Here is a 14,043-nt window from a genome sequence, read left to right as displayed (position 1 = left end):
AAAACTTAATTAACCACTAAGGAGATAATTGCTCATTATGAAACGTTGCCCTTGGGTTGGGACTGACAAACCTTATTATGAACAGTATCATGATGAAGAGTGGGGTGTTCCCGTACATGATGATCAAAAACACTTTGAAATGCTAATACTCGAAGGAGCACAAGCCGGTTTAAGTTGGGAAACCATACTCAAACGACGCGAAGCATACCGCAAAGCATTCAAGCAGTTCGATCCCCATGCTGTGGCGAAAATGAGTGATGAGGAATTAAATAGCTTGCTGACTGATTCGGGAATTATTCGTAATCGTCTTAAAGTTTTTTCGGCTCGCAAGAATGCCATTGTATTTCTTAAGATCGTGCAAGAATTTGGTTCTTTTGACAACTATATTTGGCAATTTGTGAATGGACGCCCCAAAATAAATCATCCTAAAACACTTCAAGAAGTCCCTGCACGTACCACTGAATCTGACGCCCTATCCAAAGATTTGAAGAAAAGGGGCATGAGTTTTGTCGGGTCAACAATTATGTATGCCCACATGCAAGCGGTGGGTTTGGTTGATGATCATCTTGTCGACTGTTTTTGCAAAAATCGAGAGCAGCACACATAGAATCTACCAACTTAAGACCAAGTAAATGATCGAAGCCCGGGTTTCACTTCGTTTCACCCAGGCTACAAGAAATTTTTTGCAAAATTTCCTCAATGGGCAAACCCATAACATTGTAATAAGAACCTTTTATTTCTTTCACAAACGTATCATACACATTCTGGATACCATACCCTCCCGCTTTATCAAAGGGATCTCCTGAATCAATATAATTTTGAATTTGCTGATCTGTTAAAGTGTGGAACGTAATGTTAGTTGTCACACAATCAATCCACCACTTTTGTTCGGGTAGAAAAACTAGAGCATAACCTGTATAGACTTCATGCGACTTGCCACTAAGCATGTGTAGCATTCTATATGCATCTTCGTGGTCCTGAGGTTTTTCTAAAATATGATTCTGGTAAGCCACAGTAGTATCTGCTGCCAGAATTAAATCTGCTGAACCTACTTCAACCTGCGACAAAATAGTTTGCGCTTTTTCTCGAGCAAGTCGAGTTACATATATTTTAGCTTCTTCGCCCTTTTGCTGAATTTCTTCAATATTTGCCGGCATAACAACAGCAGTCAATCCGTGCTCTTCCAATATTTGCAAGCGTCTAGGGGATGCGCTGGCTAGGATTATTTTTAATAGATGATTAGGTTTCATAAGTTTTGTCAAACTTCCCTAAAGAATTTGCGACAATTCTATACCTAAGGAACCTCAAAATACTAGATTTTAGAGTTTCTCAGGTAACATAACATTCAATCGTTTGAAACTTTCGCTAGGAGTCCCAATAGTATTTAACTTGGGCCCATAAAATGAACGGCGCATAAAGCTTATTTCTTTATAGCCGCAACAAACATCCATAGCGCGAGAAGGGCTGTAACAATCAACGCAATAATACTACTTGTCATTGAAAAATTGTGACCTGCTACAGATACTTTTCAGTGATAAATAATGCGTAAAACATGGTTAAAGCAGCCAAAGCAAGAATAATTCCAGCAACAGTTAACGGTATTCTTTTACTCAATTTTTTCTCCATCCGTGATTTTTATCCCTAATTATAGACAAATTATTAGCTCATTTTTATTGATTGAGCTCATGTAATAATGACGCATGAAACCTTAAATGCTCTTCAATAAAACTGGCAATAAAATAATAGCTGTGATCATAATTTTCATGCATGCGCAGTTTGAGTTCAACCCCAGCTTTCAAACAGGCTGTCTGAAATAATTCTGGCTTGAGTTGTTCCTTTAAATAAGGATCCTGTGTGCCCTGATCAATTAAAATATGTTGATGTGGCCATCCTCTATCTAAGATGAGTTCGCAAGCATCGTACTCTTTCCACAGATTCTTCTCTTTACCCAAGTAACCTGTGAATGCCTTTTGTCCCCATGGACATTGGGATGGGGCGCAAATAGGTGCGAATGCAGAGACCGAATGATATTGCTTAGGATATTTCAATGCGAAGATAAGCGCGCCATGTCCTCCCATTGAATGACCAAAGATACCACAGGCTTGATGATTAAGCGGGAAATGTTGTTGCAGCAGGGCAGGTAATTCTTCCTGTACATAAGTCGACATCTTATAATATTTTGACCATGGGGATTGGGTAGCATCTACATAAAATCCAGCACCAACGCCAAAATCATAACTCTCCTGATCACCTGGTAAATTAACTCCTCGAGGGCTTGTATCTGGAGCAACCAGTGCCAAACCTAATTGAGCAGCAATCCGTTGTGCTCCAGCTTTATTAATAAAATTTTGCTCTGTACAGGTTAGTCCGGAAAGCCAGTACAATACGGGTACACTTTGTTTCTGTGCATGAGGTGGCAAAAAAAGGCCGAAACGCATCGTGCATTGGGTTGAATCAGATTGATGGGCATAGACCCGTTGAATACCGCCAAAACAATAATGTTCTTCGATGAGTTCAATGGCCATTAATTTTACTCCCTCAAACACATTTTTAAAAAGTGAGCACCGTACGGATTGATTGCCCAAGGCGCATTAAATCAAAGGCTTGATTAATCTGTTCAACAGGAAGAACATTGGTAATTAAATCATCCACATTAATTTTCCCTTCCATATACCAATCAACAATTTTAGGGACATCAGTACGTCCACGGGCACCACCAAACGCCGATCCCTTCCATACCCTGCCGGTAACTAGTTGGAACGGTCTAGTAGAAATCTCTTGTCCTGCTCCTGCAACCCCAATCACAGTAGAAACGCCCCACCCTTTATGACAACACTCCAGTGCTTGGCGCATTAGTTGTACGTTACCTACGCACTCAAAACTGTAATCAGCTCCTCCTTTCGTCAGTTCAACGAGATAGGCTACCAAATCATTACCGATTTCCAAAGGATTAACAAAATCAGTCATTCCCATTTTTTCTGCCAAAGCCCGGCGTTGAGGATTAATGTCGACGCCTACGATCTGCTCTGCTCCAACCATACGAGCACCTTGGATCACATTAAGCCCGATGCCACCTAAACCAAAAACAACGACACGTGATCCTGGAGTCACTTTTGCAGTATAAATAACAGCTCCTAGACCTGTAGTCACACCACAACCGATGTAACATACTTTCTCAAAAGGAGCATCCTCACGAATTTTCGCGACAGCAATTTCAGGTAATACGATATAATTAGCGAAAGTTGATGTACCCATATAATGGAATATTTTTTTCCCATTAAGGCTGAAGCGGCTTGTTCCATCAGGCATTACCCCTTGGCCTTGTGTTGTTCGAATTGCCTGACAAAGATTAGTTTTCTCGGAAAGACAATATTCACATTGACGACATTCAGGAACATATAGGGGAATCACATGATCACCTGGCTTAACAGAAGTAACTCCCGCCCCAACATCTACAATAATACCGGCGCCTTCATGTCCTAAAATAACAGGGAAAAGACCTTCTGGATCATCCCCTGATAAAGTAAATGCATCTGTATGGCAAACACCTGTAGCCTTAATTTCAACAAGAACCTCCCCCTTTTTGGGGCCTTCCAACTCAACCATTTCAATTGCTAATGGCTTTCCAACTTCATAAGCTACTGCCGCCTTTACTTGCATCAACCCCCCTGTGACGAGAAAAACATCCTCTTAAGTGATCGTGATCACTTAATTTTATTGAAACCTAGGGTCTATTTATAATTCGCTAGCTTGAGCCAAAATGCTGCGATTTTAGAGCACCGAAACGCAGCATACCCGAAGTATGTGAGTATCGGAGCACATAAAATCGCAGCATTTTGGCCTAGATAGTAGAATTATAAACAGAGCCTAGATAAGATAATTTAAATGCAGATGACCGCTTTAGCAATGAAAACCGTATCTAAACTACAACTTATCAGCTCGCATTTATTTCTACTTAGTATTAATTTATACTTAAAGATTAAAGTAATTCTAAACAGCTTAAATAAATCGCAATTCATAGGTACTAGAGTATGATAATTCATAGTGAATTTAAGCCCGCATGGTGGCTAACTAATGCGCATGGACAAACTCTGTATCGAACGTTAACTCATCGTGCGAATGTCTTTGTTGACTTTGATGAACGACTTGAGCTGCCTGATGGTGATTTTATTGATTTAGCCTGGAAAACTAATGGATTAAAAAATGATACCCCTTTAATTATTCTTTTGCACGGCTTGGGGGGAAATGCTGATTCAGCTTATGTTGCGAGCTTATTTAATGCATTTAATAAATCAGGTTATCGAGTAGTTTTGATGAACTTTCGAGGTGCAAGCGGGGAACCGAATCGTCTTCCACGTTTTTATCACGGAGGCGATACCGCGGATTTAGCTTTTATTCTTAATGTAATGAAACTTAGGGAGCCCACAACAAAAAAAGCAGTAGTGGGTATTTCTTTAGGTGGCAACGTACTCCTTAAATGGCTAGGAGAAACAGGTTCTCAATCTCTAATTCATGCTGCCGTTGCTGTTTCTGTACCGTTTCAATTACAAGAAGTGGTCCACAAAATAAATAAAGGATTTTCTCGTATATATCAATCACATTTGTTAGAAAAATTGCGCATGGGTTGTCTACAAAAATTAGATGTTATAAATAACCAATTACCGCTTTCTAAACAGCAGCTCTACTCCATAAAAACTCTATATGAATTTGATAAACAAATCACCGCTCCATTACATGGATTTGCTAATGTAAATGAATACTATCAAAAATCCAGTTCACGACAATATCTGCCTCAAATCAAAACCCCCACTCTAATTATTCATGCTTTGGATGATCCTTTTATGACCTCTGACATCCTCCCAACTTCCAAGGAGTTATCTTCTGATATTCTTTTGGAATTAAGTCAACATGGAGGCCATGTAGGATTTATCGCTGAAAAAAGACAAGGCTGGTTGGAACAACGTATCCCTAACTTTTTAATGGATTACTTGTTGATTCCTTCTTACGCCCATGAATTTACAAAAATTAATTAGGGTCTGTTTACAATCCTACTCTCTTGGCCAAAATGCTGCGAATTATAAACAGACCCTAATATTGTGCTGATTGAAACACAAATGCGGTACAACAAAGTTTCAAAAGCATAGCAATCCAGTACTGTGTTTAACAAAATTTCGTTCTTGATTGCTTCGCCAATGCTTACTACGACGTTTTTTACACATTTCTTCATAAATGATTAAAGTTCACCCAGGATGTGACTAAAAACAATCCATTATGCTCTATAATTAAAAATAGAGTTTTTTTTGAGCCTGGATGATGATTAAAACAAAAATAATCAAAAGTGATAATTTACTTAAAATCTATGGAACAAATTATTCATCACTAGCACATAATCGCGCCGATATGGAATACTTTAAAAGCTCCAAAGTACGAATTTTTTTTAGAGATTCAGAGGAGAACATGTTGGGAGGTTTTTGTATCAACTCAGGGCCTAATTATCGAACCTTTCTTCCTTTAAGCCCATATCAATTACAGAAACTATACAGTGACAATCACTTTGATCGAAAGCATCCTCATGAAATTACGTGTCTTTGGATTGAAAAAAAGTCACAGCACGCTACCTGGATAATATTTCTTTATTTTATATTATTTCTTGATGTGCTGCGCCTGCATCCAGGCCCTCTTATTTTTGGAACTCATGGGAAAAATATCAGTACCTTTTTTTCTTTACCTTTTCCTAAAACCATTTTCTGTGAAAAGTTATTTGTAGCTACAAAAGGAGAGGAATGTGATTTTTGGATTAGGAAAGGTTCTAAGTTGCAATTCCTAAAAGGTTTTATGGTACTTGCAACCATCCGATTTTTTTGGGGGAATAAAACTTTAGCTCGCTTTCGTTTGTGGCTTGACAAAAAAAGGACAAATTAAAACTACATTCCTGAGCGGGAGTATGGAGAGAGTAGTATGAGCAGTATGAAAAAAGAACGTTCTTCTTTTGAGGAATTAGCGTTGTATGGCGGGTCTCCCATTCGCAAAAAACCGTGGCCTACCTATGACAAAGGTAATGTCATTATTGATGATGAAGACACTGAGCTTGTCCTGGATGTGATTAAAAGCAGGCGATTGTTTCGCTATGACAATCGGGAAATCAAAGATACTAAGGTAGGGCAATTCGAAGAAGGACTAAGGGACTACTTTAAGTCTGAATTTGCACTTGCAGTCAGTTCGGGTACCGCAGCCATTTCATTACCACTTATGGCGCTTGATCTACCTAACGATTCATTAGTGGGATGTCCTGCCTATTCATTTACAGCAACACCGAGTGCAATTATACAAGCCAAATTAAAACCACTCATTATTGAAGTAGATCGCGATCTCCATATGGACCTAGCAGATCTCGATAAAAAAATTAGTCATATGAAAGCATTAATTGTAGTTCATATGAGAGGATTTCCAGCCCCACTCCCGCAAATTATGGAAATCGCAAATAAACACTGTGTACCTATTATTGAGGATGCGGTACCTAGTCTCGGCTGTAAATTAAAAAATAAATACTTAGGTACCTATGGTTTAGCCGGAGCATTCAGTACCCAATCAGACAAATCATTGAATACTGGGGAAGGCGGATTTATCTTAACCAATGACAAAGAGCTCTATTTAAAATGTGTTATTTTATCCGGAGCTTATGAGCGTCTTTATGAAAAGCATTTTTGCAATCAATCTTGCGCCATTGATTTCACCATGTTGCCGATATTTAATTTTCGCTTGGATGAGATCCGTGGTGCACTTGGAGTATCTCAATTAAAAAAACTCAATAAGCGACTTGATTTGCTCTCAAAAAATTATGCTTATGCCATTCAAGGTATTGAACATTTAAAATATTTAAGACCACGCGCTACCTGGAATAAAGCTGCATTGCCACTAGGTGATAATCTACTTTTGGAATTAGATGGATCGAGCGAAGACTGCTGCTGGTTTGCCGAAGCACTTACTGCAGAAGGAATAGACGCGAAAGCGCTTGGTGATCTCAATAAAATCAATGTACGAAGATTTTGGGATTGGGCCTATTTATTTAAGGGTGTCTCAAAACAAAAAATTCCCGATCTTTACCCCAATAGTTTTAGGTACATTGCTTCTTATATTGATATTGCGCTTTCACCCACCTTGGAAAAAGAAGATCTGGATGAATTTTTAACTGCCATCAAAAAGGTGCATGACCATTATGAACTCAAAAAATGATTTGAATCATTGTGTTGCCTTAGTCACAGGCGGAAATGGAGGTTTAGGGCTTGCCATGGCCCTTGCCCTGAAACAAGCTGGTGCGCAAGTAATCGTTTGTGGCCGAGATCAGGAAAAATTAAAACAAGCCCAAACGCACAACCTGATTCCCCTAATGATGGATGTAGGTTCGGAACACAGCATTCGTGATGGCTTTAAAACCATCTCAGACCAATTTGAACGACTGGATATCTTAATTAACAACGCCGGTTTCTATGAAGATCAGCATCTTTCCAATCTTTCACTTGAGCATTGGGAACAGATCATCCGTACCAATCTTACCTCAGCTTTCCTCTGTTCACAAAGCGCAGCTCACTTTATGAAAGCCCAACGTCGGGGCAAAATTATTAATGTGGGTTCTATGTATTCTCTATTTGGTCACCCTAATTCCATAGGATACGCCACAACAAAAACAGGGATATTAGGCCTAACACGATCGCTTGCATTGGAACTTGGTCCCTGGAATATCCAGGTTAATGCTATTTTGCCAGGTTGGTTTGAAACTGCAATTAACGGCTCATTACCCCAAACAGCTCGCGGTGAAGAAATTAGGAAGAAAACACCACTCGGCAAATGGGGAAAACCCCAAGATATTGGCCCTTTGGCTGTCTTCCTCTCTTCAAGTGGTTCAGATTTTATAACAGGTTCAATTATCCCCATTGATGGAGGATACTCTGTTTCTGATCGAGCGATTTGGTGAGGGGTAGGAATGTAATCACGCAATGGCATTCAAGATACGTCAATCCCAAACAGCAATACTTCACCCCGAACAGTGATACGTCGTTAACTTGCTCGGAGTTGGCTTAGGAGCTAATTCAGAAATTGTTTCAACAATTGAGTCCATTAACTTTTGCTCACTCATCGTTGCTTTTTCTGCCTTAAAATTCACGTACGTATTATCTATCACTATATCATACTGCCCGTCTTCACAGCGCTTCATCTTAATATGGATTACTGAGTAGTTATCTGGCAATCGTATCCCTGCCTTTTTGATAAATTTTTCCATATTCTGTTTTGACTTATTAATTTCATTAAAACAATCAATAAAAAATTTTTCCTTATTCTTTGATACAAGCAACTCATGAAGTTCTCTAGGTAACGTTCTGCTCAGCTTTTCTCTATTTACTTCCCATATTAAATGCTTCATTATTGAATTAGCAGTTATATTCTTTAGAGAGGTAAGTTGATTTGGCATAATATCTTCTCTATCTATTTTTTGACCAATATTAAAATTCAAATTTTACCATGAAATTACATTTTGTTAATAAATGGTGCACAATGTCTTAAAAACTTGTCCCCTTTATGCCAACATACTTTTGGATGGTAATTTTTAGTTGCATAATGTGCATCAAAATGCCATTGCGCTGCACTTAGATTCATTATTAATCATTATTTGGAAAGGGTAAGTACTATTTTTTTAACGGAGTTAAGCAAAGCTAATATTCCGACTTCAACTATTTGTTGCTTTATTTTACCACTCCACTGCTTTCGTGCAGCTTTCCAACCTATAAAAAAAGCGGAAACCAGCAGGAACAGAGTGGCTATGTGAAAACGAGCTACTCTTTGTGCAAAATAGTCTTGATGTTCAGCTACTTTGTTTTTCTGGGATTGCAACGTCCTGTCCACCTGCGCAATTTGTACCAGTATCTGTCTTCTCGAGTTGTTCATGCTCCACACTCTTTTGGGAAAAATACTCTCTTGTTTTAGGAAAACTCATACTTTTTAAGTTATAGGATAAATACTTAAGTAATCCCAGTAAGCACCCTACATTGAGTAGTAAAACAAGAGAAATAGATAACAGGAAACGATGAGAAGCCCAAAACGCAAAATACCCTATCAAAAACATAGCGGTTAACCAGACTGTAATTAACACCACAAACAGCATGCATACATTCAGCAATAAAGGAAAAACACTAAGTCCAGCTAGCCTTGCCTCGAGACGAATTAAATACCAGACTGCTTTGAAAACGGATATTTTTGCAGCAACCAGAGCTTCTAACTGTTTTAAAGCTTCCATTACTTTTTCATTAATCGGGATAATAAAAAGCCAATTCCACCTGCGATTAAAACAGAGGTTAATGGATTTTCCTGTACCTTCTTTACTAAACGATCAGAGTATTCTTTGACATTTTCTTCTACTTCATTTGCTTTGGATACTCCTTCCTCATACAACTGATTCACCTTTTTTTTACCTTCTGTTAATAATTGGCTTGCAGCAGCTTCAAGATGGTCTCTAGGAGTATAGGTTGTTTTTTCATTAGAGCTTTTCATGTTAATACCCTCCTTAGTTAAGGATTCTCTGTCAGAAAATTTCGTAAAACATAATACATTAAATATAGTTATTGGGTGGGATAAATCAATACATTCTTCTACGCTATTATGATTTATTTTTTTAAAGACAGCAAAAAATTATTTTTTTATCAATAAGTTGTCTTATAGAGGCTCATCAAAAACAATGTCTTCTAAATTATCTGTATCAGAGCAATCAAAATTAGCTGCAGCGTTCTTGCGCAGAATCAAATCTTATTCAACAAATAAAAATAACAAGCTTGTGGATCACATGTAATAAACTATATTTTATTTAAGAAGACATATGAAATAAGGAGATAACTATGTTGAATCTCGATACAGAAACGATTCGTGATCTTCTTGATAAAGCACGACAATTTCAGGCAAAGGAAGAAGTTAGTTTTCCCGAAGTCACAGAGGAAATGGATGCGCTCTATGTGTTGGCTGATTATCAAAGTGATCCAGTTTATCAAGAGACCGTTGAATACATTGATAATTTACGTCCTGATCAACAAGCAACTTTGGTTGCTCTAATGTATTTAGGTCGTGGCGATTACACCCTGGATGAATGGAAAGATGCTTTAAATTTTGCTCAGGAAGAATTAACCGATCATACCGGTGAATACTTACTATCCAAACCAACAGTAGCTGATGATGTTGAACGGGGTTTAAACATGTTGGGCATTTCCTACCAAGAATAGCTTTCCTCAAGGAGTTGGCAATGTCTTTCGTCAATATTGGTACCTCAGGATGGGTCTATAAAGGTTGGAAAGAAGTGTTTTACCCGAAGTCTCTCACCGACAAAGATGAGTTGGCGTATTACGCGAACGTCTTTAATACAGTGGAGCTCAATAGCAGTTTTTATCGCATCCCTTCTCCAAAATCCATTGCAAAATGGAAAGAAACTACTCCAGATAAATTTATTTTTTCATGTAAAGCAAGTCGCTATTTAACCCATATAAAAATGCTCAAAGAGGTTCAAGATAGTGTTCATTATTTTCTTCAGGTAATCGAAGGGCTGGAAGAAAAACTAGGACCGGTTTTATTTCAACTCCCACCTTATTGGCCGTTTAATCTGGAGCGTCTGGAACAGTTTATTAAAGCATTGCCTGAATCATTTCATTACACATTTGAATTTAGAAATAAAACCTGGTTACGTCAGGAAGTTTATGATTTACTCGCTAAAAAAAATATTGCACTTTGTTTTTATGATTTCAAGGGATTTCAGTGCCCAGAAATTATAACCAGTGATTTTATCTACTTACGATTACATGGACCGCATCTCGAACCTTACTCTGGTCATTATGAAGAAAAAACCCTTTTAAATTATGCTCAGAAATTTGCCCAATGGCAGCACGAAGTGAAACAAATTTTTTGCTATCTAGATAACGATCAAAAAGTAGTTGCCCCCCATGATGCACAAGAATTGGAACGATTGGTGCGATTGACATTTAATAATCCTGATCAATAATCTAAATTTAAAAGCTATGCTTTGAGTATTTATTAGGGATGATGAATGAACTTTGAGAAGCAATATCAACAAAAATTACGTTCGGCGGACGAAGCGGTAGGTCTGATCCCCGCAACTGCGACAATTTCTATGGGCATGCGTGCCTCAACTCCCCCTGCCCTATGCCATGCTATTGCCGCACGTGCCAAAGCAGGCGATCTCAAAGAAGTAAAGGTCTACTATATGCGCTGTGGTGCTATTGCCCTAAAGACTATTTTTCAAGAGGAATTACTGCATATTATTAGGCCTTACTCTTCAATGATGTCCCAAGGAGAGGTTGAATTAGCGGAACGAGGATATACTCTCGGTAAAAAGTACATCAATTTTGTCCCGATTAGTTTTAGTCGTTATCCTGGGACGATTAAGTCCATCACGAAACTGGACGCGTTTATTGTCACTGTCGCGCCTATGGACCAATTTGGTTTTTTTAACTTAGGCACTAGCGGCGATTATGCAATTGAATTGGCACGTTATGCGAATAAATTAATCGTTGAAGTGAATGAAAACATGCCAAGAACGGCGGGAGCTACTTTAATTCATGTGAGTGAAGTAGATGCTATAGTTGAGAATACCACCGCCTTATCAGAGGAACATTCAAAACCTGCCAGTGAACTGGATCGCCAAATTGGCCAACACATCACCTCTCTAATCCCAAATGGAGCAACGATTCAAATGGGGATAGGTGGTGTTCCTAATGCCGTATGCGACCAATTAATCGACCATAAAAATCTTGGAATACACACTGAGGTGATGACTTCTGGAATGATTGAACTTATCCGAAAAGGAGTAGTTACGAACACGAATAAAACTTTAAATCCTTATATCAATGTATTTACCTTGGCGGTTGGTGATCAACAGTTATATGATTTTATTAACAATAATCCTTCTATGTTCTGTCTCCCAGTCTCCTATGTGAATGAACCCAATGTGATTCGGAAAAATAACCTTATGACTTCCGTTAACGCCTTCATCGAGATTGATTTTAGTGGCCAAGTCAATGCAGAGTTTATTGGCCATCAATTTTCAGGCGCAGGTGGACAATTGGATTTTATTCGTGGTGTTCATTATTCTGAAGGTGGAAAAACCATAATTGCCAGTAGCTCTACTGCAAAAAAAGGAACCTTATCCAGAATTGTACCTCGACTTTCCTCCATCGCCACCGATACACGTCTTGATATTGATTATGTAGTCACGGAATACGGGGTAGCGCAACTGAAAGGACGGTCCACCACAGAAAGAACGCGCCAATTAATAAAAATTGCCCATCCATCATTTCGTGAGCAGTTAGAACAACAAGCAAAACAACAAGGATTTATTTAGCATGGACTTATCACTTGCACCCGCCCTGCTCTTTACACCCGGTAATAAACCAGCGCTTTTTGAGAAAGCACAGGCTTCAGGAGCGAATGGTCTTATTTTGGAGCTGGAAGACGCGATTTCACCTGCAGAGAAAGACAGGGCTCGTGATAATGTGATTCAATTTTTAAAGAAAAAACATCCAGAGCTACTCACTATAGTTCGCATCAATCATATCACCACTTATGCAGGTCTCCCTGATTTGCTCGCTTTCAGGGAAGAGGATATTTATTGTGATGCTGTTATATACCCTAAAACAGAAAGTGCCGAAGAGTTAAATATTATTTATAAGGCACTCCATTTAGAAGCACGCAACATCAAACTTTTAGCATTAATTGAAACAGCCAAAGGATTGATGAACTTAAAGTCAATCGTAACTCATTCACCAGTTGCCGGTTTGGTCTTTGGCGCAGCAGATTTTGCTGTTGATCTGGGGTGTCAGATGAACTGGGATGTTCTTTTGAATGCCCGCCAGCAAATCATCCAGGCAGCAGCACTCACCCACATTCCAGCGATTGATTCCCCTTTTTTCGATTTTACCAACGAGGAACAATTAATTTCTGAAGTGATTCGGGTCAAGGAGCTGGGTTTTAAAGGAAAATTAGCTATTCATCCAAGGCAAGTCACTCCCATAAAACAAAATTTTGCACCCAGCAAGGCAGAGGTTGAGCGAGCAAAGGAAATCGTGGTGCTTTTCGAACAATCTGGAGGAAAAGCGTGTCAATATCAGGGACAAATGATAGATGTCCCTATCTATAAACACGCCCAAGAAGTACTTAAATTATCAAAACACTTAAAAAGGTAATGAATATGTCACATCAGAGCTATAAATCCATAGGAAACAATCGCTTGCGTGAAGATTTTGGTTTTTATTTTGAAGATTTTGAAGTGGGGCAAGTTATTGAGCACAGACCAGGAAGAACTATTACTCAAAATGACAATATATGGTTTACCTTATTGACAATGAATACCGCTCAATTGCATTTTGATGCACATTATGCAGAACACACCGAGTGGAAAAAACCTCTAGTTGATAGCACCTTCACTCTAGCCATTATTACAGGAATGACCGTTAATACGATCTCCAAGAAAGTAGTAGCGAATCTGGAGTGGGATAAAGTCAAATTACTAAAACCTGTATTTGAAGGAGATACGATTTATGCTGAAAGTGAAATAAAAGCAAAACGTGAATCAAAATCAAGACCAAATCAAGGAATAATCACCGTAGAAACACGAGGAATTAACCAACATAAAGAACTATTTATGTCTTTTGAACGTACGGTCTTAGTGTATAAGAAAGGTGGAGCACCCGAGTATACAATTTAAATTATCCACATAGGCAGAGTATTAAGTAGATACTGTCTTTAAATGCAATCTTTTAACGAAAATTTAGGTTGCTTGTGATTGTTGTAGCCTGGGTGCAGCGCAGCAAAACCCGGGTTACGGCTTTGCCTTCACCCAGGCTACATTTACTTGCGCTAATCCGGCCCCCCCTCACCCTAGCCCTCTCCCCAAAGGGGCGAGGGGATAAGAAAGGTACAAACCGGGTAGACTGGTAACACTTTAAACCGGGATGATAGGTAACACTTTCTTAGGAGAAAAAGGTGTTACCGATG

The 14,043-nt window shown here is 38.8% G+C and carries 16 protein-coding genes; 10 read left to right on the top strand and 6 right to left on the bottom strand.

Features of this window, described 5'->3' with window-relative positions:
- Positions 1-37 precede the first annotated feature (37 nt).
- A complete protein-coding gene (locus Lstg_RS11705) occupies positions 38-607 on the top strand; it encodes a DNA-3-methyladenine glycosylase I (protein WP_058477869.1) in 570 nt (189 codons plus the stop codon).
- 43 nt (positions 608-650) lie between these two features.
- Here the strand turns inward: Lstg_RS11705 and Lstg_RS11700 are convergent, their stop codons facing one another.
- The 3 genes from Lstg_RS11700 to Lstg_RS11690 all read right to left on the bottom strand — a co-directional run bounded on the left by Lstg_RS11700 (position 651) and on the right by Lstg_RS11690 (position 3,660).
- A complete protein-coding gene (locus Lstg_RS11700) occupies positions 651-1,250 on the bottom strand; it encodes a Maf family protein (protein ID WP_058477868.1) in 600 nt (199 codons plus the stop codon).
- 420 nt (positions 1,251-1,670) lie between these two features.
- On the bottom strand, positions 1,671-2,525 hold the full coding sequence (fghA, locus tag Lstg_RS11695) for an S-formylglutathione hydrolase (protein WP_058477867.1): 855 nt from the start codon (positions 2,523-2,525) through the stop codon (positions 1,671-1,673).
- A gap of 25 nt (positions 2,526-2,550) precedes the next feature.
- On the bottom strand, positions 2,551-3,660 hold the full coding sequence (locus tag Lstg_RS11690) for an S-(hydroxymethyl)glutathione dehydrogenase/class III alcohol dehydrogenase (RefSeq protein ID WP_058477866.1): 1,110 nt from the start codon (positions 3,658-3,660) through the stop codon (positions 2,551-2,553).
- A 371-nt stretch (positions 3,661-4,031) separates the two neighbouring features.
- Here Lstg_RS11690 and Lstg_RS11685 point away from each other — a divergent pair, with 371 nt between their 5' ends.
- From Lstg_RS11685 to Lstg_RS11670, 4 genes are all read left to right on the top strand, one after another.
- Positions 4,032-5,033 (top strand): hydrolase, encoded by a 1,002-nt coding sequence (locus Lstg_RS11685; RefSeq protein ID WP_058477865.1) that lies wholly within the window; start codon positions 4,032-4,034, stop codon positions 5,031-5,033.
- 277 nt (positions 5,034-5,310) lie between these two features.
- Entirely contained in the window at positions 5,311-5,922 is a 612-nt protein-coding gene (locus Lstg_RS11680; RefSeq protein WP_058477864.1) for a hypothetical protein, read from the top strand.
- 36 nt (positions 5,923-5,958) lie between these two features.
- The gene (locus Lstg_RS11675) at positions 5,959-7,233 is read left to right on the top strand and encodes a DegT/DnrJ/EryC1/StrS family aminotransferase (RefSeq protein ID WP_058477863.1); all 1,275 of its coding nucleotides are present in this window, start codon (positions 5,959-5,961) and stop codon (positions 7,231-7,233) included.
- Positions 7,217-7,972, top strand: coding sequence for an SDR family NAD(P)-dependent oxidoreductase (locus Lstg_RS11670; protein WP_058477862.1), 756 nt, complete (start codon positions 7,217-7,219; stop codon positions 7,970-7,972). Before Lstg_RS11675 ends, Lstg_RS11670 begins: the two co-directional genes overlap by 17 nt.
- Before the next feature lie 60 nt (positions 7,973-8,032).
- Here Lstg_RS11670 and Lstg_RS11665 read toward each other — a convergent pair whose 3' ends face one another.
- The 3 genes from Lstg_RS11665 to Lstg_RS11650 form a co-directional block, all read right to left on the bottom strand.
- A complete protein-coding gene (locus tag Lstg_RS11665; RefSeq protein WP_115324540.1) occupies positions 8,033-8,467 on the bottom strand; it encodes a hypothetical protein in 435 nt (144 codons plus the stop codon).
- 390 nt (positions 8,468-8,857) lie between these two features.
- Positions 8,858-9,289, bottom strand: a complete 432-nt coding sequence (locus Lstg_RS11655; protein ID WP_058477859.1) for a hypothetical protein — start codon at positions 9,287-9,289, stop codon at positions 8,858-8,860.
- Positions 9,289-9,543, bottom strand: coding sequence for an ElaB/YgaM/YqjD family protein (locus tag Lstg_RS11650; protein ID WP_058477858.1), 255 nt, complete (start codon positions 9,541-9,543; stop codon positions 9,289-9,291). Before Lstg_RS11650 ends, Lstg_RS11655 begins: the two co-directional genes overlap by 1 nt.
- A gap of 341 nt (positions 9,544-9,884) precedes the next feature.
- On the opposite strand from Lstg_RS11650, the gene Lstg_RS11645 reads away from it, so the two are divergent.
- From Lstg_RS11645 to Lstg_RS11625, 5 genes are read left to right on the top strand one after another with little or no spacing between them, the layout of a single operon-like run.
- A complete protein-coding gene (locus Lstg_RS11645; protein ID WP_058477857.1) occupies positions 9,885-10,262 on the top strand; it encodes a DUF3775 domain-containing protein in 378 nt (125 codons plus the stop codon).
- Between the two features lie 20 nt (positions 10,263-10,282).
- Entirely contained in the window at positions 10,283-11,032 is a 750-nt protein-coding gene (locus Lstg_RS11640; RefSeq protein WP_058477856.1) for a DUF72 domain-containing protein, read from the top strand.
- Positions 11,033-11,077: 45 nt separating this feature from the next.
- On the top strand, positions 11,078-12,391 hold the full coding sequence (locus Lstg_RS11635) for an acetyl-CoA hydrolase/transferase family protein (RefSeq protein ID WP_058477855.1): 1,314 nt from the start codon (positions 11,078-11,080) through the stop codon (positions 12,389-12,391).
- A gap of 1 nt (position 12,392) precedes the next feature.
- Positions 12,393-13,232 (top strand): HpcH/HpaI aldolase/citrate lyase family protein, encoded by an 840-nt coding sequence (locus Lstg_RS11630; protein ID WP_058477854.1) that lies wholly within the window; start codon positions 12,393-12,395, stop codon positions 13,230-13,232.
- 5 nt (positions 13,233-13,237) lie between these two features.
- Entirely contained in the window at positions 13,238-13,753 is a 516-nt protein-coding gene (locus Lstg_RS11625) for a MaoC/PaaZ C-terminal domain-containing protein (protein WP_058477853.1), read from the top strand.
- Positions 13,754-14,043 lie beyond the last annotated feature (290 nt).

Origin of the sequence: Legionella steigerwaltii (genome assembly GCF_001468065.1) — a bacterium.
Lineage (GTDB): Bacteria > Pseudomonadota > Gammaproteobacteria > Legionellales > Legionellaceae > Legionella > Legionella steigerwaltii.
Note: the sequence above shows the minus strand (reverse complement) of the source record. Positions and strands in the feature narration are given on the sequence as shown.

What these genes read in the sequence shown, in the direction of transcription:
- Lstg_RS11705 (WP_058477869.1), top strand. Translation starts at nt 38, where the DNA reads ATGAAACGTTGCCCTTGGGTTGGGACTGACAAACCTTATTATGAACAG.
- Lstg_RS11700 (WP_058477868.1), bottom strand. Translation starts at nt 1,250, where the DNA reads ATGAAACCTAATCATCTATTAAAAATAATCCTAGCCAGCGCATCCCCT.
- fghA (WP_058477867.1), bottom strand. Translation starts at nt 2,525, where the DNA reads ATGGCCATTGAACTCATCGAAGAACATTATTGTTTTGGCGGTATTCAA.
- Lstg_RS11690 (WP_058477866.1), bottom strand. Translation starts at nt 3,660, where the DNA reads ATGCAAGTAAAGGCGGCAGTAGCTTATGAAGTTGGAAAGCCATTAGCA.
- Lstg_RS11685 (WP_058477865.1), top strand. Translation starts at nt 4,032, where the DNA reads ATGATAATTCATAGTGAATTTAAGCCCGCATGGTGGCTAACTAATGCG.
- Lstg_RS11680 (WP_058477864.1), top strand. Translation starts at nt 5,311, where the DNA reads ATGATGATTAAAACAAAAATAATCAAAAGTGATAATTTACTTAAAATC.
- Lstg_RS11675 (WP_058477863.1), top strand. Translation starts at nt 5,959, where the DNA reads ATGAGCAGTATGAAAAAAGAACGTTCTTCTTTTGAGGAATTAGCGTTG.
- Lstg_RS11670 (WP_058477862.1), top strand. Translation starts at nt 7,217, where the DNA reads ATGAACTCAAAAAATGATTTGAATCATTGTGTTGCCTTAGTCACAGGC.
- Lstg_RS11665 (WP_115324540.1), bottom strand. Translation starts at nt 8,467, where the DNA reads ATGCCAAATCAACTTACCTCTCTAAAGAATATAACTGCTAATTCAATA.
- Lstg_RS11655 (WP_058477859.1), bottom strand. Translation starts at nt 9,289, where the DNA reads ATGGAAGCTTTAAAACAGTTAGAAGCTCTGGTTGCTGCAAAAATATCC.
- Lstg_RS11650 (WP_058477858.1), bottom strand. Translation starts at nt 9,543, where the DNA reads ATGAAAAGCTCTAATGAAAAAACAACCTATACTCCTAGAGACCATCTT.
- Lstg_RS11645 (WP_058477857.1), top strand. Translation starts at nt 9,885, where the DNA reads ATGTTGAATCTCGATACAGAAACGATTCGTGATCTTCTTGATAAAGCA.
- Lstg_RS11640 (WP_058477856.1), top strand. Translation starts at nt 10,283, where the DNA reads ATGTCTTTCGTCAATATTGGTACCTCAGGATGGGTCTATAAAGGTTGG.
- Lstg_RS11635 (WP_058477855.1), top strand. Translation starts at nt 11,078, where the DNA reads ATGAACTTTGAGAAGCAATATCAACAAAAATTACGTTCGGCGGACGAA.
- Lstg_RS11630 (WP_058477854.1), top strand. Translation starts at nt 12,393, where the DNA reads ATGGACTTATCACTTGCACCCGCCCTGCTCTTTACACCCGGTAATAAA.
- Lstg_RS11625 (WP_058477853.1), top strand. Translation starts at nt 13,238, where the DNA reads ATGTCACATCAGAGCTATAAATCCATAGGAAACAATCGCTTGCGTGAA.